The following is a 19,309-nucleotide window of genomic DNA, read 5'->3' as shown; positions in this document are numbered from 1 at the left end:
CCGGAATGAAAATGATCGAAGACATTCAATTGAACGAGGCGGGGGCCAGGGAGCGTCCCGCGGGAGCGTACGACGCGACCACGCGCGTGGCCGCGAGCTGGTACGTCGCGATGCGCTCGGCCGACCTCAAGGACAAACCGACGGCGCTGACGCTCTTCGGCCGGCCGTGCGTCGCGTGGCGCGGCGCGTCGGGACGGGCCGTGGTGATGGACCGCCACTGCGCGCACCTTGGCGCGAACCTGGCCGACGGGCAAATCAGGGACGGGTGCATCCAGTGCCCGTTTCACCATTGGCGATACGACGAGCGCGGCCAGTGCGTGCACATTCCCGGCCATAGCCCGGCGGTGCACCGGCTGGAGCCCGTTCCGCGCGGCGCGCGCCAGCCGACGTGGGTCACCGCCGAGCGGTATGGCTACGTGTGGGTCTGGTACGGTTCCGCGCAGCCGCTGCACCCGCTGCCCGACATCGCCGCGGCCGACGTCGACAACGACGATTTCATGCATCTGCACTTCGCGTTCGAGACGACGACGGCGGTCTTGCGGATCGTCGAGAACTTCTACGACGCGCAGCACGCGACGCCCGTCCACGCGCTCCCGGTCTCGGCCTTCGAGCTCAAGCTGTTCGACGATTGGCGCGAATGGCCGGAGGTCGAGCCGATGGCGCGGGCGGGCGCGTGGTTCGGCGCCGGGATCGACTTCACGGTGGACCGGTACTTCGGGCCGCTCGGCATGCTGTCGCGCGCGCTGGGCCTGAACATGTCGCAGATGAACCTGCACTTCGACGGCTATCCCGGCGGGTGCGTGATGACCGTCGCGCTGGACGGAGACGCCAAATACAAGCTGCTGCAGTGCGTGACGCCGATAAGCGACGGCAAGAACGTCATGCACATGCTGATCTCGATCAGGAAGGTGGGCGGCCTCCTGCGCCGCGCGACCGACTACGTGCTGTTCGGGCTCCAGACCCGGCAGGCCGCGGGGTACGACGTCAAGATCTGGAACGGGATGAAGCCGGACGGCGGCGGCGCGTACAGCAAGTACGACAAGCTCGTGCTCAAGTACCGCGCGTTCTACCGGGGGTGGGTCGACCGCGTCGGCTCGAGCGAACCGTGACGCGTGAGTCGACAGCGCCGGCCGGCCCTCGTTGCCGGTTCCCGTTTTCCCGGTGACGAGAACGTCCCGCGTTTTCATCGCGGCCGGCGCACCATTTTTCGCGGCAACCGATAAAAAGATAATTCGCCGTTGATCGTTTGCGAGGACGGATAGTCACCCTCTGCGGCTGCATGTCGGGGCAAGCCGACCGACATGGCCGGCCATCTTGCGAAATGTCTCTTCAGGCGGGGATGCGCACATTACAGTAAGTTTGCTTGCGTGCCGACATCAAGAACAACAACACACGCGGGGAAGAAAGCATGGGCTCCATGACGGTCGGCAGGAAGCTGGGCGTAGCATTCGGTATCGTCGTACTTATTTCGTTGATCGGCAGCGCGATCTCGATCGTCAATTTTCTGAAGCTGAACCAGGCGAACGGCTGGAACGTTCATAGCTACCAGGTCCTGCGAGCGAACGACGACATGCTGACGAGCATGATCAACATGGAGACGGGCGTGCGCGGCTACGTGGCCGCGGGGGATGACCGGTTTCTGGAGCCCTACAAGGCGGGCCTCAAGCAGTTCGCCACGTCATTCGATGTCGTGCGCAGCCTCACTTCGGACAATGCAGCGCAACAGCGCCGTCTCGAGACGCTGCGCGACATGCATCGGAAGGTGGCGGAGGTCGACGACAAGCTGATCGCGATGCGGCGTGACGTCAATGCCGGTACGCAGCCTGCCAATGTGCTGATCGACTACTTCAAGCAGGGCGACGACAAGCAGTTCATGGACCGCTATCGAGCCGTGGCCGGCGAGCTGAACGACGCCGAGCAGTCGCTGCTCGATCAGCGTTCAGGAGACGTGGCCAGCTTGACGGCGCTGACCAAGTTGACGCTCGCGGCTGCAGGCATCGTCACCGTCATCCTCGCAATCGTGCTGGGGACAGTCATCACGCGCGGAATCATGCGGTCGCTGGGCGGCGAGCCCGCCGCCGCCGCGGTCGTGGCCGGGCGTATTGCCGAAGGCAACCTCGAAGCACCCGTGCCGGTCGCGCCGAACGATCGCGGCAGCCTGATGGCGTCGCTCGAATCGATGCGACGGCAACTGAGCGGCATCGTGTCGGAAATCCAGTCGACCGCGGAATCGATCACGACTTCGGCCGGCGAAATCGCGCAGGGTAACCTGGATCTCTCGCAGCGAACGGAAGAGCAGGCGGCTTCGCTCGAGGAAACGGCGGCCAGCATGGAGCAGTTGACCGCGACGGTTCGTCAGAATACGGAAAACGCCAGGCAGGCGAATGCGCTTGCGGGCAGCGCGTGCGAGGTCGCGATGCGCGGCGGCGAAGTGGTGAACCAGGTGGTCGATTCCATGCGTGCGATTTCGAGCAGTTCGGGCAAGGTGGCCGAAATCATTGCCGTGATCGAGGGGATCGCGTTCCAGACGAACATCCTCGCGCTGAACGCGGCAGTCGAGGCCGCGCGTGCGGGCGAGCAGGGGCGCGGCTTCGCGGTCGTGGCCGGCGAAGTGCGCACGTTGGCGCAACGCAGCGCGAACGCGGCCAAGGAAATCAAGGATCTCATCACGGGTTCGGTGGAGAGCGTGGCGCAGGGGTCGCAGCACGTCGAACGCGCGGGCACGACGATGTCGGATATCGTGCAGTCCGTGCGGCGGGTGACCGACATCATGAGTGAAATTGCGTCGGCTTCGGACGAACAGGGAACGGGTATCGAGCAGGTCAACGTCGCCGTGGGGCAGATGGACTCGGTCACGCAGCAGAATGCGGCGCTCGTGGAGCAGGCATCGGCTGCCGCCCAGGCGATGGCGCAGCAGGCAACCACGCTGCGCGACGTGGTCGGGGTATTCAGGATCGGTCGCGCGCTCGCGCACTGACGGGCGCGGCCCCGGTGCTCCGCGGGAAGTCGACGCGAGCCGGAGCCGAGCCGCTTCGCGGCTTTCCATGTGATTGTCGTCGGCGAGTTCCGGCGTAAGCCGCAAACGGCTGCCTTGCCCAGCCGCTATATGGCGATCTGCGTCGAGGAAAAAACCTGTTTGAGCACCATGAAAGTCCGAATCTGACGCACGCCGGGCAGATAAAGCAGTTGTTCGGCATGGAGTCGGTTGAAGCTTTCGCTATCGCGGGTGCGCAGCATCATGAAGTAGTCGAACTCGCCGGTCACCACGTGGCATTCCATGCAGCCGGATACGTTCTGGGCCGCTTTTTCAAACGCGGCGAAGGATTCGGGAGTCGATCGATCCAGTACGACGCCGATGATGACGACCATGCCCGCATCGAGGGCAGGCGCGTTGAGCAACGCGACGATTCCTCGGATCAAACCCAGGCTCTTGAGCCTTTCGACGCGGCGCAAACACGCCGGCGCGCTCAAATTCACCTTCGCCGCCAGAGCGACGTTCGAGATCGATGCGTCTTTCTGAAGGGCTCGCAGGATCGCTTTGTCCGTACGGTCAAGTTCGACGTGGCTCGCGTCGTCGGGGCGCGATTTGCCAGGAAATTTTGTTGTCGATTTCATTGATTCTAAAAAATATACATTCGTGAGGATGGGGGAAATTGTATTTCAAAGCGTGGCGATCGGCGGATGTTTGCAACCACGTTTCGTGGGTATTTCACTAGAATTTCTTCGTGCCCGGTCGCCCTGACGACATCGGGCGTCGGAATCCACCGCCCACCTTTCGGAGAACCTCCGTGAACCTCGATCGCTTTCCTCGCCACAAGCTGACCTTCGGACCCACCCCCATCCACGAGTTGCCCCGCCTCGGCAAGGCGCTGGGTGGAAAAGTTCATCTCTATGCAAAACGCGAAGACTGCAACAGCGGCCTGGCGTTCGGCGGGAACAAGACCCGGAAGCTCGAGTACATCGTGCCGGACGTTCTGGCGAGCGGAGCCGACACGCTGGTATCGATCGGCGGCATCCAGTCGAACCAGACGCGTCAGGTCGCGGCGGTCGCGGCTCATCTTGGCCTGAAATGCGTGCTGGTTCAAGAAAACTGGGTCAACTACTCGGACGCCGTGTATGACCGCGTCGGGAACATTCAGATGTCGCGCATGATGGGCGCCGACGTTCGGCTGGTCAGCGACGGCTTCGACATCGGAATTCGCCCGAGCTGGGAGCAGGCGATGGAGAGCGTTCGCGACGCGGGAGGGAAGCCGTATCCGATCCCTGCCGGTTGTTCAGAGCATCGGCTTGGCGGCCTGGGGTTCGTCGGTTTCGCGGAGGAAGTGCGCGCCCAGGAAGCTGAACTCGGATTCAAGTTCGACTACATCGTCGTGTGTTCGGTGACCGGAAGCACGCAGGCCGGCATGGTCGTCGGCTTCGCGGCAGACGGGCGCGCGGATCGCGTGATCGGTATCGATGCGTCGGCCAAACCCGCGCAGACGCGCGAGCAGATTCTTCGCATCGCACGCCACACCGCCGATCTCGTGGAACTCGATCGGCCGATCGAGGACGCGGACGTGGTGCTGGATACGCGCTACGGGGGCGCCGAATACGGCCTTCCGTCGGAAGGTACGCTCGAAGCGATTCGACTGTGCGCGAAGACCGAGGGGATGTTGACCGACCCGGTTTATGAAGGCAAGTCGATGCATGGCATGATCGACAGGGTGCGCCGGGGCGAGTTTCCGGAAGGGTCCCGTGTCTTGTATGCGCACCTCGGCGGCGTCCCCGCATTGAACGCATACAGCTTCCTGTTCAAGAACGGTTGAGGCTTGGCCGCGTTCCGACTGCAAGTGGAGTCGGAACGCGGCGTGTATACCGTCAATTCGGGGTGCAAAGTATGGACATGCAGAATCGACTTCCGACCACGACGACCGATCCCGACCCGGAGGAGCTCCGGGAATGGTGCGACGCGCTCGATGGCGTGTTGCATGCGTGGGGCGGCGATCAAGGCAAGGAACGTGCACGCCATCTTCTCGACTCGTTGTTGGCGCATGCACACGCCCGTCGCGTCGCGTGGAGGCCGCCTCTGATCACGCCGTACGTCAATACCGTGGCGCCCGACGAGCAGCCTGCCTATCCGGGCGATCTGCAAATCGAGCGGCGGATCGCGGCGTTGATACGGTGGAACGCGCTCGCGATGGTGGTCCGCGCCAACCGGGCGCAGGGCGAACTGGGCGGACACATCGCGAGCTATGCTTCGGCCGCGGACCTGTTCGAGGTCGGTTTCCAGCATTTTTTCCGCGGCCCGGATGCGGTGCACGGCGGCGATCTGGTGTTTTTCCAGGCGCACTCGGCGCCGGGTGTCTACGCGCGGGCATTTCTCGAGGGGCGACTGTCGGAAGAATCGCTGTCCCATTATCGCCAGGAGATCGTGGCGGAGGCCGGCGGCATCCGGGGATTGAGTTCATATCCTCATCCCTTTCTGATGCCGGACTTCTGGCAGTTTCCAACCGGATCGATGGGACTGGGGCCGCTCAACGCCATTTATCAGGCGCGGTTCATGCGGTACATGGAAAATCGTGGCTTGAAGGCGCATGGCGATCGTCGCGTGTGGGGTTTTTTCGGCGATGGAGAAATGGACGAGCCCGAGTCGATCGCCGCGTTGACACTCGCGGCTCGCGAGCGGCTCGACAACTGCATATTCGTCATCAACTGCAATCTCCAGCGACTGGATGGCCCCGTTCGCGGCAACGGCCGGGTCATCGACGAACTCGAGGCATTGTTCGCCGGCGCCGGATGGAACATCGTCAAATGCATCTGGGGCTCCGAGTGGGATGCGTTGCTCGGCCGCGATCATGGCGGTGTGCTCGAACGCGCTTTCGCGAACACCGTCGATGGTGATTTCCAGACGTTGTCGGCCAATGACGGCGCGTTCAATCGCGAGACGTTCTTCAGCCGGACGCCGGAACTGCGAGCGCTGGTGGATTCGTTGTCCGACGACGACATCGCGATGCTTCGGCGCGGCGGACACGATCCCGTGAAAATCCATGCCGCCTTTGCCGCGGCGACGATCAGGAATGGTCGGCCGTCGGTTGTGCTGGCCAAGACCATGAAGGGCTATGGCATGGGCACGATCGCGCAAGGGCGCATGACGACGCATCAGCAGAAGAAGCTGGAGCGGGACGACCTGCTTGCCTTTCGGGATCGATTCGCGCTCCCGCTTTCCGACGAAGAGGCATCGCAAGCGCGGTTCTATCGGCCGGCGCACGATAGCGATGAGCTGCGGTACTTGCGCAAGCGTCGCGAGACGCTTGGCGGCTATCTCCCTCAGCGACGTGTGGCATCCGAGCGACTGGCGGTGCCCGAACTGGCGAGCGTCGCGGGCTTCTCGCTGAATGCGGACGGCAAGGTCATGAGTTCGACGACCGCCTTCGTCAGGCAACTTGGTGCGCTGCTCAAGGACGCCAGCCTCGGCCCGCGATTGGTTCCGATCGTGGCGGACGAGGCCAGAACGTTCGGCATGGCGAATCTTTTTCGTCAGGTCGGAATCTACGCGCCGTTCGGTCAGTTGTACGATCCGGAAGACAATTCATCGATGCTCTCGTATCGTGAAGCGTCCGATGGTCAAATTCTCGAGGAAGGCATCACGGAGGCGGGGGCCATCTCGTCGTGGACGGCCGCCGCGACGAGTTACGCCGTGCACGGTATTCCGATGATGCCGTTCTATATCTACTACAGCATGTTCGGCTTTCAGCGTATCGGCGACTTGATCTGGGCGGCTGCCGATCAGCGAGCCCGAGGCTTTCTCGTCGGCGCCACGTCAGGCCGCACGACGCTGGGAGGTGAAGGATTGCAGCATCAGGATGGCTCGAGCCATCTTCTCGCGTCGACGATACCGACGTGTCGGGCGTACGATCCGTCCTTTGCCGGTGAACTGGCGGTCCTGGTCGATTACGGGTTGCGGCGCATGCTGAGTGACGCGCACGACGAGTTCTTTTACGTCACCGTGACCAATGAAAACGTCGCGCAACCGAGTATTGCCGATGTGTCGCATGAAGGTATCGTGAAGGGCATGTATCTGTTTCGACGGGGCGGCCGCTTTCAGAGGCGGGTTCAGTTGTTCGGCAGCGGCGCGATCATGGGGGAGGTTCTCAAGGCGGCGGACGAATTCGAGCGGTTGCATGAGGTGTCCGCGGACGTCTGGAGTATTACCAGCTATGTCGAGCTGGGGCGGGATGGCGCGCGATGCGAGCGGGAATGGCGGCTCGGTTCCGGAGACATCGGGGAATCGTGGATTGCCACCCAGCTGCGCGCGACCGTTGGGCCGATCGTCGCCGCGTCGGACTATGTGAAAGCGCTTCCGGAAATGGTTCGTGCATATATTCCTGAAGGACGGCGATATGTCACGCTTGGGACCGACGGGTTCGGTCGAAGCGATTCGCGCGCGCAGTTGCGGCGGTATTTTGAGGTGGATGCTCAGGCCATCGTGCAGGCCGGGTTGAAGGCCCTCGAGGGGCCGGTGGTGGGGAATGAGGCCCGCCAACTGTCGGGGGCGTCTGATGTCGTCGGGGTGGTGGCGTACTAACGTGTGCTTTCTGTCGAATATGTGCGTGGGTCGTTGTTTTAAGTGGTTCTCCGCGCCTTTGTCGTTGAACCTGTCTTGCTATCGGTCTATCAGCGTCGCCCCTGCGCGGGGCGGCGGTCACTTTTCTTTGTCTTCCAAAGAAAAGTAACCAAAAGAAAGGCGCGTCCTTGGGCGGACGGCAAAGGTGGTTCTGCTCAGGTTCGTGGTTTATTTGACCACCGTAGTTCGCGGGATGTCGGGGCTCGGTGGGGACACGGGTACGGGTCGTCACGTATCTAGTCGGCCGTATGCAGTTGCTTCACCAGTTCGCCAATGAAGTCGATCAGTACAGTCGACAACTCGCGGCCCGACAAGGTCTGGATCTGGATCGCACGCAACGACATGCCCGGATGGTCGATCGGTATCGCCACCAGGCCGTCCGTCGCCAGACGCGCCCGTACCGTCAGGCGGCTGGTCAGCGACACGACCCCAGACATTTGAGTGAATGCATACAGCGTGCCGGAGTTGTTGCAGGTCAGGACAGGCTCGAAAAGAAGATTCTCGAGGCTCGCCGTCGTATCGAAAAGCTGACGGATCGTCGTGCCACGGTCAAGCAACGCAATCGGGAAATTCCGCAACTCGGCCATCGATACCGTCGCGCGACCAGCCAGCACGTGAGAACGCGGCATGACGGCACAAATGGGCGCGCTCTGCGTGTACTCGACGTTGATCTCCGGCTCTCGTACAACACCGAAAGTCAGGCCGATATCCGCTTCGCCGCTCCGTACGTGTGCCGTCACCTCCTTGGGCGCCGTCACCGCCACCTCGAAACGGGTACCGGGCGACTTCTCCAGAAATTGCGTGATGGCCCGAGGGAGAACATCCCGGGCAAACGCTTCCGACGTCGAGACGCGGATCGTGCTCCGATCGAACGAGTTCAGCGCCTTGATCTCCTCGATCACCTGCTGACCTTCGAGCAGGGTTCTACGAACATGTGCAGCCAGCAGCTCCCCGGCCTTGTTGGGGACCATGCCGCGCGCCTGACGCTCGAACAACGGGCAGCCAACCTCCTCCTCCAGCTTCGTGATCTGACGGCTGATCGCCGAGATCGAAACGTGCAGCTTCTCGGACGCCTCGCTCAGCGAACCTGTATTGGCAACGGCAAGGAAGTATCGGAGTGCAGCGTTGTGCATGACGGGCCGCCAAGTTTGCGTTATTCGAAAGCAGGGCACGCAAAAAAGTCAATTGTAGTGCGCGTTTTGGCTCCGTACGCTTGATCCATCAAGGTCGAACAAGCCGCTCTTCCACGATACACGCGAGGATCACCATGACGCGCCATCAAGCAATCGACTCTGCCACAACATATTTCGATTCGGGGGGCTTTCTGAAAGATCTCGCGCGACGCGTCTCCATGACGACGGAAAGTCAGGATTCCGGACGGGACGGCGAGCTTCGAGCATACCTCGTCGACGAGATCGTCCCATCGATCGACCGTATCGGCTTTGAGTCTCGTATCGTCGAGAACCCGGTTGCGGGGAGCGCGCCGTTTTTGATCGCGACGCGTATCGAGGATCCCTCGCTTCCGACGATCCTGATGTACGGGCACGGTGACGTCGTCCGTGGCCATGACGGACAGTGGAAGGACCAGATGTCGCCATGGAACGTCACGGTTGAAGGGGACCGATGGTTCGGGCGGGGCACCGCCGACAACAAAGGGCAACACACGATCAACCTGGCCGCGCTGGAGCAAGTCATCGAGGCCAGGAATCGACGCCTGGGCTTCAATGCGACGCTGCTGCTCGAGATGGGGGAAGAAACCGGATCGCCCGGGCTGCGCGCGGTCTGCGAGCAGAACAAGGACCTTCTCGCCGCCGACGTTCTGATCGCTTCGGATGGCCCTCGGGCCAGGTCGAACGTCCCCTGCGTTTTTCTCGGGTCGCGTGGATTCGTGAACTTCACGCTTTCCGTCCGGCTCCGGTCGGGCGCCCATCATTCCGGAAATTGGGGTGGAGCGCTCGGCAATGCCGGAACCGTGCTCGCGAACGCGATTTCGTCGCTCGTCGACGGGCGCGGGCGGATCCTCGTCGACACGCTGTTGCCGACGCATATTCCGGCTTCGGTACGCACGGCGCTGAAGCATATTGCCGTCGGTGGCGGGCCCGACGATCCTCACGTCGATGGCAATTGGGGCGAGCCCGATTTGACGGCCCAGGAGCGCGTCTATGCATGGAACGCGCTCGAAGTACTGGCCTTTACCACCGGTAACCCGACCAGCCCGATCGGCGCGATTCCGCCCGTCGCGCACGCGCATTGCCAACTCAGGTACGTCGTCGGTACGGATTGCGAGCGTATCGAAGAAGTTCTACGGCATCGCCTCGACGAATGCGGGTTCGACAGGGTCGAGGTTTCGATCGGCGAGCGAATGGGCGCTACGCGTCTGCCGCCGGAAGATCCGTGGGTCGCATGGGCGCTCGATTCGATCGAGCGGACGACCGGAAAGCAGCCGGATTTGCTTCCCAATCTTGGCGGGTCGCTGCCCAACGACGTCTTTTCCGAGGTTCTGGGCCTTCCGACGATCTGGATTCCGCACTCATACGGAGCCTGCTCCCAGCATGCACCGAACGAACACCTGCTTGGAAGTGTCGCGCGTGAGGCGCTGCAGATCATGGCCGGCATATTTTGGGATCTCGGGGAGTCGGCATCCGCCGTCCGGGATCGGCGCAAGGAAGGAACGCTTGTCGTCCACGCATAAGACGCCAATTTTTTAATGCACTTGTCATCGTAAGTGAACGGAGAATGAGATGCGTACTATGGAAATGGTGGATGCCGCGCCGACGAGAGAACAAGCTCCAAACGTGTTGCGGCTGGTGTTCGCCGCAACCGTCGGCAATGCCTTGGAATGGTTCGACATACTGATTTACGGATTCTTCGCAATCTCGATTTCAAAGGCTTTCTTTCCAGCGTCGAGCAGCGGGGTATCCCTTCTTCTGACGTTCGGGACGTTCGCGATCTCGTATTTGGCCAGGCCGATCGGAGCGCTGGTGCTGGGTTCGTATGCGGATCGTCGCGGCCGCAAGGCGTCGATGATGGTGTCGATCGTGACGATGATGATCGGCACGACGACGATCGCACTGATGCCGAGTTACGCGTCGATCGGCGTGATCGCACCGATTCTGGTCATCTGCGCTCGGCTGCTTCAGGGATTTTCCGCGGGCGGCGAGTTCGGCAGCACGACCGCGTTTCTGGTGGAGCAGTGTCCCGAGCGCAAGGGATTGTTCGCCAGCTTCCAGTTCGCGAGTCAAGGATTGAGCTATATGCTCGCGGCCGGTTTCGGCGTTCTCCTCACGTTGATCCTCGATGGAGACGCCATCGACGCATGGGGTTGGCGCATTCCGTTTCTCTTTGGTGTGCTGATCGGCCCGGTCGGCCTGTACTTGCGAAAGCACGTGCATGAGGCCGACGGCGCAAGGCGTGAAAGGCCCGCATCGTTCCCGGTGAGGGAAGTGTTCGTCAATCAGAAGGCCAGAATGTTGCTGGCGATCGGTACGCTCGTTCTTTCTACCGGCGCCAGTTACGTCATTCTTTATATTCCGACCTACGCGGTACGTGAACTTCATCTGCCTGCCAGTTTCGGTTTCATTGCAACGACGTTGACCGGCGCCATCCTGACGTTCGTTACGCCGTTCGTCGGTCATCTCTCGGACAGGATCGGCCGCATCAGGCTGATGATCTGGGCCGGGATAGCCTTCATTCTGACCATTTATCCGGTTTTCAAATTGCTTGGCGCGCATCCCGATCTGGGAAGACTCATTGCGATGATGGCCTGGATGGGGACGCTGAAGGCGGTCTATTTTGGCGCGCTGCCAGCGCTGATGGCGGAAGTATTTCCGGCCGAAACGCGAGCGACGGGCATGGCGATCAGCTACAACATCGGCGTCACGCTGTTTGGCGGTTTCGCGCCGCTGATCGTCGCATCGTTGATCCATCAGACGGGCAATCTGGCATCGCCGGCGTTTTATCTGATGCTGCTCGGCGTGCTGAGTCTGTTTGCATTGCGCGGCTGTCGATCGATGTTGAATCTCCGATAAGGCAGCGCATCGAGAGAACGCCGCACGGCCGAGCGATGGCTTCGCCGGGTGCGGCCCGAGACTTGTTTCGACGACATGCGAGGTGATCGGCATGAGTGCAAGGAAACTGGACGCGGTATCGTCGGGGGCTTCGACGTGGAACTGGCTGTTACCGCCTTCGGAGCGGGCTCGCGTATGTGTCGTCATGGATCCGAGCCCCGGTGCGGCCGCGGTTTCAGCGGCCGTAGCCCGCTTCGCGGCGATGCCGGAAGTCGCGCTTCTCCAGATTGACGATCCCGTCGATGCGCATCGCGCATGGAGCGAGTCGCTCATGCCGGGTAACGTTCCCGATGTGGCGAAGACGAGCGCGGATTGCCAATTGAGTCGATTGCCGCGAGGCGTGCCGTTGCTGGTGTGGTCGACACGCCCGCAAGACCTCGACTGGCTCGGCGGCATCGACGGCAACAGGGTGCGTGCCCTCGTTACTTTCGACGGCGACGAGGTCGAAATGCAGGTATCTCGTCTGCTCGCGCTTGTTCTGAAGGAGTTGAAGCACGCGATCGCCGAGAACATGTTGATCCATTGATGCGATGAAAATCGTTTTGCCCGGCCGTTGCAGACCGAGCGGCTGGTCAGTGACTGGTCCCGGCAAATCGGTGTCGCGGTCACGTCGTGGAAACCATGAAGGGCATCAACGACAGCTCCCGCCAAATCTCGGACATCACGGGTGTCATCGACAGCATTGCCTTTCAGACGAACATTCTGGCCTTGAACGCCGCGGTCGAGGCCGCGCGCGCCGGCGAGCACGACAGGGGCTTCGCGGTGGTCGCCAGCGAAGTGCGCAGCCTGGCCGGACGTTCCGCCGATGCGGCCAGGGAGATCGAGAAGCTCATCGGCTCGAGCGTGGGGCGCGTGGCTCAAGGTTCGACCGAAGTCGAGCGCGCATGGGTGGCGATGACCGAAGTCGTGAACTCCATTCGTCGCGCCACCGAGACGATGCGTGAAATCAGTGCCGCGAGCGCCGAACAATCGCTCGGCGTGGCCCAGATCGGCGAAGCCGTCGGCCAGATGGAGCGCGCCACGCAGCAAAACGCCGCGTTGGTCGAGCAAACGGCGGCGGCGATCAGTCTGCGCCAGCAGTCACGGGAACGGGTGGAGGTCGTCTCGGTTTTTCGGCTTGGACGCAGTGAAGCCCCGTAGAGCCGGCGTGTTTAGGCATACGCGCCGCGATCGCGCTGGACCGACGGGACGGGAATCCGCGGCCTGGCGCCGCGACCGCACGCCAGGCTGACGGGCCGATTACCGTTTTGTCATCTACGCCGCTCGGGCCTGCACGGAGCGCGGCCGTGTCGCCGTTTCCGGGTAACATCGCCGTATGTCCCCACGAATGCGACGGAGCCGGCCATGCGCATCCTGATAGTCGAAGACGAACCGAAAACGGGCGCGTACCTGAAGAAAGGGCTCGAGGAATCGGGCTTCAGCGTCGATCTCGCGAAGGACGGCGCCGAAGGGCTGATGCTCGCGCAGGAAGAGCGTTACGACGTGATCGTGCTCGACGTGATGCTGCCCGTGCTCGACGGCTGGGGCGTGCTCAAGCGGCTGCGCGAGACGCACACGACGCCCGTGCTGTTCCTGACCGCGCGCGACGACGTGCACGACCGCGTGCACGGCCTCGAACTCGGCGCCGACGATTACCTCGTGAAGCCGTTCGCGTTCGTCGAGCTGCTGGCCCGCATCCGCACGCTCGCGCGTCGCGGGCCGCCGCGCGAGACCGAGCACCTGGCGGTCGGCGATCTGGAAATCGACGTGGTGCGCCGCCGCGTGAAGCGCGGCGGCACGCGAATCGACCTGACGCCGCGCGAATTCTCGCTGCTGCAACTGCTCGCGCGCCGGCAGGGCGAGGTGCTGAGCCGCACGCAGATCGCATCGTACGTGTGGGACATGAATTTCGACAGCGACACCAATGTCGTCGAGGTCGCGATCCGGCGCCTGCGCGCGAAGATCGACGACGCGTTTCCGGTCAAGCTGATCCATACCGTGCGCGGCGTCGGCTACGTGCTCGAGCCGAAGGACGGCGCATGACGCGCCCGCGCTCGCTCGCGGCGACACTCGCGCTCGCTTTCGCCGCGACCACGCTGGCCGCATTCGCGCTCGTCGGCGCGTATGTGTATGCGGGCCTCGAGCGGCAGGTGAACACGCAGGACGATCTCGACATCGTGCTGGCCGCGCGCCACACGCGCCGGCTCGCGGGCGAGCTCGAGTCGCTCGATGCGGTTCGCGCGCACGCGGAGCGGCTGACGAGCCAGGTGCTGGGCAACGAGGCGCTGTCGATGGTCGTCGTCGATGCGCAGGGCGACGTGCTCGCGCGCCACAACGTCCGGCTCGCCGCGCTCGACGATGCACCCGCGGCCGCATCGGTTCCGCTGGCCGACGCGCAACTGTTCGCGCCGCACGCGGCGCCGGTTCCCGCGAACGACCGGATCACGGCCGACCGGCTCGTCACATGGACCGCCGCCGGCGGCACGCCGATGCGCGGCGTCGCGATCGAGGCCGCGCTCGGCGACCGCACGCCTATCCGCATCGCGATCGCGCGCAACATGCGCGACCGGGCCGAACTGCTCGACGGCTACCGCAACCGGCTCATGCTTGCCGGCGGCGTCGGCGCGCTGTTCGCGCTGCTGCTCGGCTACTGGCTGATCCGCAAGGCGCTCGCGCCGCTGCGCGAGATCGTCGACGACACCGGCCGGATCACGGTCGACAAGCTCGACACGCGGCTCGACGCGTCGCGCGCGCCGCCGGAGCTGCGCGCGCTCGTCGATGCGCAGAATGCGATGCTCGGCCGCCTGCAGCAGGCGTTCGCGCATCTGTCGCAATTCAGCGCCGATCTCGCGCACGACTTGCGCACGCCGCTGAACAACATGCGCGGCGCCACCGAAGTCGCGCTCGCGCGGCCGCGTTCGGCCGACGAGTACCAGACGCTGCTCGAATCGAATCTCGAGGAATACGATCGCCTCGCACGGATGATCGAGAACGTGCTGTTTCTCGCGCGCGCCGAGCATCCGAGCTTCGTCACGCGGCAGCGCGCATTCGACGTGCGCGACGAACTCGAGCGCATCGCCGAGTATTTCGAGGGGCTCGCCGGCGAGGCGGGCTCGGCGCTGCGCGTCGACGGGCACGGGCAGTTGACCGCCGACGTCGAGCTGTTCCGCCGCGCGGTCGGCAACCTGCTCGCGAACGCGCTGCGTTACACGCCCGCCGGCGGCGTCATCACACTGAGTGTCGATGAAACCGCCGACGCGGTGCGCGTCGTCGTCGCGAATCCGGGCGAGCCGATCGATCCCGCGCTGTTGCCGCGGATCTTCGACCGCTTCGTGCGCGGCGACCCCGCGCGCAGCGGCGGCGCACCGGGCGGCACGGCAGGGCTCGGCCTCGCGATCGTGCGCTCGGTGATGGAACTGCACGGCGGCACCGCGCAGGTCGAAAGCGACGCGCGCGGCACGCGCTTCGTGCTCACGTTCAACCGGCCGCCGGCTGCGTGACGGCGGGTTCGGGCCGCACGGTCGCCGCGTGGTCCTTCGTGCCGGCGTTCGAAACAGGGCAGCCGTTTGCAGGGTCTTCAAACGAACCGAATGTAGAATCAATGTAGATACAAACGGCTTGCCATTTCTGCGGCGCGTGTCTACAATGGATAAACATTCGGAGCGTGATATGGAACTCAAAATTCAGAAGTGGGGCAACAGTGCGGCCGTACGGCTTCCTGCTGTGTTGTTGGAGCAGATCGGCGCGTCGGCTGGCAGTTCTCTGCACGCCGATGTACGGCCGGATGGCGTGTTGCTTTCGCCCGCGCGGCGCAAATATTCGCTGGATGAACTCGTTGCGCAATGCGATCCGAAGGCTCCGCAACCGGCAGACCTCGTCGCGTGGGGTGAAGTCAAGCCCGTGGGACGTGAGGCATGGTGAGGCGCGTCAAGTTCGACCGTGGCGATATCGTGCGGGTTAGCCTGAATCCGACAGTGGGCAAAGAACAGCAAGGGGATTTCCGTCCCGCGCTGGTTCTGTCACCCGCCGCGTTCAACACGCTTGGCGTGGCGCTCGTCGTGCCAATTACGCAGGGCGGCGAATTCGCGCGATACGCGGGATTCGCTGTGCCGCTCTCGGGTTCGGGGACGGAGACGCAGGGCGTGGCGCTGGTGAACATGGTCCGCACGCTCGACCTCGAGGCGCGCGGCGCACGCAAAGTCGAGCGTGCGCCCATTGAAGTTGTCGAAGATGCGCTCGCTCGCCTGCAAACCATTTTGGAATGACGGGAAACGCCGGCCTCGCCGGTAAGTGACATCGCCAATCGACAGTGCGATCAACGCGTCGGTTCGCTGCCTCAAATGCGGCGCGCACGGCGTTGGCGCGTGCAACCGTGGGCGGCTGTTCGATGCGGAGCGTCTCGGCGACGTCATTGCCGGCGAATTGGTCGAAGCCCTGCTCGCAGATGGACAATTACGCGAGCACGCCCCAGCATTATTGGAGCTTGATCCAGAACGAGGCCGGGGACCATTCGCTTGCCAGCGGCAGGTCAACCGGACGTACGAGACCGGAGAGTGGCACCCAACTACCGCGAGGCAATCGACCCGGGCGCAAGTGATGGGGAAGACATGGTTCGCATGACTGACGGTGATATGTCGCAGTGTGACGTCAACGAGCCGTATTACCGACGTGCAACCTTTCGTCCGCCGATCGAAGAGTTGAAATGGTGCTACGGCTGCGCGCCTCTCACGTTCAACCGGCCGCCGGCTGCGTGACGGTGGGTTCGGGCCGCACGGCCGCCGCGTGCTCCTTCGCGCCGGTGTTCGATTCCGCGCCTGATTCCGCGCCCGCGCCCGCCTGCCAGCCGCCGCCCAACGCCTTCAGCAGGCCGACCGCCGCCTCCATCCGGCGCGCGTCGATCTGATCGGCGGTGCGCCGGTTCGTCAGCGCGATCGTCTGCGCGGTCACCACATCGAGATAGCTGACGGCGCCGGCGTTGAAACGATTCGTCGTCAGCCGCAGCGACAGATCGGCCGCGTCGGTCGCGCGTTGCTGGCTGCCGGCTTCGGAAGCGAGTGCATCGAGCGCGGACAACTGATCCTCGACCTGCTGGAACGCGACGAGCACGGTTTGCCGGTAATCGGCGACCGCGCCGTCGTATTGCGCATGCGCGCCGCGCAGCGATGCGCTGCGGCGGCCGCCGTCGAACAGCGTGCCGGCGAGCTGCGGGCCGAGCGACCAGAACAGGCTCGGCGCGGTGAGCCACGGCGCGAAGAACGAACTCTCGAGCCCCGCGCTCGCCGACAGCACCAGATCGGGAAAGAACGCGGCACGTGCCTCTCCGATCTGCGCGTTCGCGGCCGCGACGCGACGCTCGGCCGCCGCGATGTCGGGCCGCCGCTCCAGCAGTTGCGACGGCACCCCGGCCGGAATGGCCGGCACGTGGAACGCCTGCACGCGGGGCGGCAGCGCGAACGTCGACGCGCTTTCGCCGACGAGCGTCGCGATCGCGTGCTGCAACTGCGCACGCGACGCGTCGATGTCGGTGTCCTGCGTGCGCGTCGATTCGAGTTGCGTCTGAGCTTGGGCGACGGCCGACGCGTCGATCGCACCGGCCGCGAGTTGCTGCCTGAGCAGCGTCAGCGCGTCCGCGTACGCGCGGACCGTGTCGTCGAGCAGTTGCTTCTGCGTGTCGAGCGAGCGCAGCGCGAAATAATCGGTCGCGAGTTCGGCCGTGACCGACAGCTTCACGGCCTGCAGGTCGGCCGCGCTCGCGGCCGCGTTCGCCTGCGCGCCCGTCACCGCATCGCGCACGCGGCCGAACACGTCCGGCTCCCAGCTCGCGGCCACGCCGGCCTGATAGTCGGGCGTCGTCTTGCCGGCGAGCGACGAGCCGAGCCGGTTCTGCGACACGCGCGCGCGGCTTTGCGCGACGCCCGCGGTGATCGTCGGCAGGAATCCGGCGTGCTGATAGTCGACCATCGCGCGTGCCTGCTGCAGATCGGCGACGGCTTTCTTCACCGTCTGGTTCGACACGTCGACGCGTGCTTCGAGCGCGTTCAGGTCGGCGTCGCCGAACACGGTCCACCACGCGCCGCGCGCGGCGGCGTCGGCCGGCATCGCGACGTGCCAGCCGGCCTGCGCGGCAGGTGCGGCCGGCGCGCCCGCGTAGTGCGCGGGCACCGCGACGGCGGGTGGCGAATAGGGCGGCAGCGTCGAGCAGGCGGTCAGTGCGGCGGTGGCGGCGAGCGCGACGATGCGACGTGCGAACGGAAGCGGATGACGGAGGCGCATGGCAGGTATCTCGTGATTCGTCGTCGATGGGTCAGCCGCGGGTGGGCGCGGCAGCGGGCGTTGACGTAGCCGGTGCGGCGCCGGCCGCGCGCGGCGGCGGCACGTTGCGTGCATCGGCCGCAGACGCCGGTTGCGCGGCCTGCGCGGCCTGCACGGCGGAAGCGGCCGAAGCGCCCGAAGCGCCCGAAGCGGCCGAAGCCGGCGAAGCAGCGACCGGCGCCGCATCGTGCGCGGTCGACACGATCTTCACGGTCTCCCCTGCCGTGATCGCATCGCCCGGGTTGTCGATCACGCGATCGGTTGCCGCGAGCCCCGCGACGATCTCCACCCGCGTGCCGAAATCGCGCCCGATCTGCACGGTCTTCAGCGCGGTGCGCCCGTTCGCGCCGACGGTGGCCACCGTCACGCCGTTCGGGCGGAACAGCAGCGCGCTGACCGGCAGCTCGAGCGCCGGCGCCGCGCTCGGCACGACGAGATGCGCCTGCGCATACGCGCCGGGCATCAGCGCGCCGTCGCGATTGTCGACGTCGATCTCGACGCGCAGCGTGCGCGTGACGGGATCGATCGCGCCCGCGCTGCGCGCGACGCGCGCGGCGATGCGCCGCCCCGGATACTGCGGCGTCGTCAGGTAGACCGGTGTGCCGGTCGACACGCCCGTCGCGCTGTCCTGCGGCACGTCGACGAACACGCGCAGCGTGTCCGTCTGTTCGAGATGGAACAGTTCGCCGGACAGGCCCGGGCTGCCCGGCGTGCCGCCCGCGGTGACGAGCGTGCCGACGTCGACGTTGCGTGCGGTGATCACGCCGTCGAACGGCGCGGTGACGGATTCGTACGACACGAGTTCGGCAAGATGCGCGACGTTCGCCTGCGCGGCGGCGAGCATCGCGCGCTTCGCGTTCATGTCCGCGACCTTCGTGTCGGTGTCCTGCTGTGACACCGATTGCGTCTTCAGCATGTCCTGCCAGCGCTGCGCGGTCGATTTCGCATAGTCGTAGTTCGCCTGCGCGCTCGCTTCGTCCGCGCGCGCCTGGCGCAACTGCGCGTCGAGATCGGGTGCCGAGATCTGCGCGAGCGTCTGGCCGGCCTTCACGTGCGTGCCGAGATCGGCGCTCCAGTGCGCGATATAGCCGCTCGTGCGCGCATAGATCGATGCGTCCGCATACGGCGTCACCGCGCCGGGCAAGGTCAGCGTCTGGTCGGCCGGCGCCGTGCCGGGCACGACGACCGACACTGGCAGCGCCTGCTGCACGGCCACCTGCGCACGCTGCGCGGCGCGCGCGTCGATACGCGGCACGATGCCGAGCGCGAGCAGCGCGGCGGCGAGCGCGGCGGCCGCGAGCGGCACGGTCAGCTTGCGGCCGCGGCGAGCCGGCGGGGTGTCGGAGGC

General features: G+C 64.7%; 15 protein-coding genes and 1 pseudogene. 12 read left to right on the top strand and 4 right to left on the bottom strand.

What is annotated here, in order from left to right:
- Positions 1-14: 14 nt before the first annotated feature.
- A complete protein-coding gene (locus tag QZM15_RS28745; RefSeq protein WP_099318589.1) occupies positions 15-1,109 on the top strand; it encodes a Rieske 2Fe-2S domain-containing protein in 1,095 nt (364 codons plus the stop codon).
- A 299-nt stretch (positions 1,110-1,408) separates the two neighbouring features.
- The gene (locus QZM15_RS28740; protein ID WP_226093959.1) at positions 1,409-2,977 is read left to right on the top strand and encodes a methyl-accepting chemotaxis protein; all 1,569 of its coding nucleotides are present in this window, start codon (positions 1,409-1,411) and stop codon (positions 2,975-2,977) included.
- Between the two features lie 125 nt (positions 2,978-3,102).
- On the opposite strand, the gene QZM15_RS28735 is transcribed toward QZM15_RS28740, so the two are convergent.
- Positions 3,103-3,615, bottom strand: a complete 513-nt coding sequence (locus QZM15_RS28735) for an Lrp/AsnC family transcriptional regulator (RefSeq protein WP_059579037.1) — start codon at positions 3,613-3,615, stop codon at positions 3,103-3,105.
- Positions 3,616-3,788: 173 nt separating this feature from the next.
- On the opposite strand from QZM15_RS28735, the gene QZM15_RS28730 reads away from it, so the two are divergent.
- Positions 3,789-4,805, top strand: coding sequence for a 1-aminocyclopropane-1-carboxylate deaminase (locus QZM15_RS28730; protein WP_302107748.1), 1,017 nt, complete (start codon positions 3,789-3,791; stop codon positions 4,803-4,805).
- A 71-nt stretch (positions 4,806-4,876) separates the two neighbouring features.
- Positions 4,877-7,564, top strand: coding sequence for an alpha-ketoglutarate dehydrogenase (gene mdeB, locus QZM15_RS28725; protein WP_302107747.1), 2,688 nt, complete (start codon positions 4,877-4,879; stop codon positions 7,562-7,564).
- A gap of 275 nt (positions 7,565-7,839) precedes the next feature.
- Here mdeB and QZM15_RS28720 read toward each other — a convergent pair whose 3' ends face one another.
- Entirely contained in the window at positions 7,840-8,736 is an 897-nt protein-coding gene (locus tag QZM15_RS28720) for a LysR family transcriptional regulator (protein WP_059579045.1), read from the bottom strand.
- Positions 8,737-8,870: 134 nt separating this feature from the next.
- Here QZM15_RS28720 and QZM15_RS28715 point away from each other — a divergent pair, with 134 nt between their 5' ends.
- From QZM15_RS28715 to QZM15_RS28680, 8 genes and pseudogenes are all read left to right on the top strand, one after another.
- The gene (locus QZM15_RS28715) at positions 8,871-10,295 is read left to right on the top strand and encodes a M20 family metallopeptidase (RefSeq protein WP_302107746.1); all 1,425 of its coding nucleotides are present in this window, start codon (positions 8,871-8,873) and stop codon (positions 10,293-10,295) included.
- 49 nt (positions 10,296-10,344) lie between these two features.
- A complete protein-coding gene (locus tag QZM15_RS28710) occupies positions 10,345-11,631 on the top strand; it encodes an MFS transporter (RefSeq protein ID WP_302107745.1) in 1,287 nt (428 codons plus the stop codon).
- 184 nt (positions 11,632-11,815) lie between these two features.
- Positions 11,816-12,196, top strand: coding sequence for a hypothetical protein (locus QZM15_RS28705; RefSeq protein ID WP_302107744.1), 381 nt, complete (start codon positions 11,816-11,818; stop codon positions 12,194-12,196).
- Positions 12,197-12,279: 83 nt separating this feature from the next.
- Positions 12,280-12,810 (top strand): annotated as a pseudogene (locus QZM15_RS28700) (methyl-accepting chemotaxis protein); the annotation flags it as partial.
- A gap of 204 nt (positions 12,811-13,014) precedes the next feature.
- Entirely contained in the window at positions 13,015-13,692 is a 678-nt protein-coding gene (locus QZM15_RS28695; RefSeq protein WP_302107743.1) for a heavy metal response regulator transcription factor, read from the top strand.
- Complete coding sequence (locus tag QZM15_RS28690) at positions 13,689-15,149, top strand: heavy metal sensor histidine kinase (protein WP_302107742.1); 1,461 nt, start codon at positions 13,689-13,691, stop codon at positions 15,147-15,149. Before QZM15_RS28695 ends, QZM15_RS28690 begins: the two co-directional genes overlap by 4 nt.
- A 169-nt stretch (positions 15,150-15,318) precedes the next feature.
- Complete coding sequence (locus QZM15_RS28685; RefSeq protein ID WP_081059215.1) at positions 15,319-15,570, top strand: AbrB/MazE/SpoVT family DNA-binding domain-containing protein; 252 nt, start codon at positions 15,319-15,321, stop codon at positions 15,568-15,570.
- On the top strand, positions 15,564-15,914 hold the full coding sequence (locus QZM15_RS28680; RefSeq protein WP_226225840.1) for a type II toxin-antitoxin system ChpB family toxin: 351 nt from the start codon (positions 15,564-15,566) through the stop codon (positions 15,912-15,914). Before QZM15_RS28685 ends, QZM15_RS28680 begins: the two co-directional genes overlap by 7 nt.
- 466 nt (positions 15,915-16,380) lie before the next feature.
- Here QZM15_RS28680 and QZM15_RS28675 read toward each other — a convergent pair whose 3' ends face one another.
- Complete coding sequence (locus QZM15_RS28675) at positions 16,381-17,922, bottom strand: efflux transporter outer membrane subunit (protein WP_226225839.1); 1,542 nt, start codon at positions 17,920-17,922, stop codon at positions 16,381-16,383.
- A gap of 31 nt (positions 17,923-17,953) precedes the next feature.
- Positions 17,954-19,309 (bottom strand): efflux RND transporter periplasmic adaptor subunit (locus tag QZM15_RS28670; protein WP_302107741.1); only part of this gene is annotated, 1,356 nt, incomplete at its 5' end.

It is taken from the genome of Burkholderia sp. AU44665 (assembly GCF_030504405.1).
Classification (GTDB): Bacteria; Pseudomonadota; Gammaproteobacteria; order Burkholderiales; family Burkholderiaceae; genus Burkholderia; species Burkholderia semiarida.
This window is presented reverse-complemented; position numbering and strand designations above follow the sequence as displayed.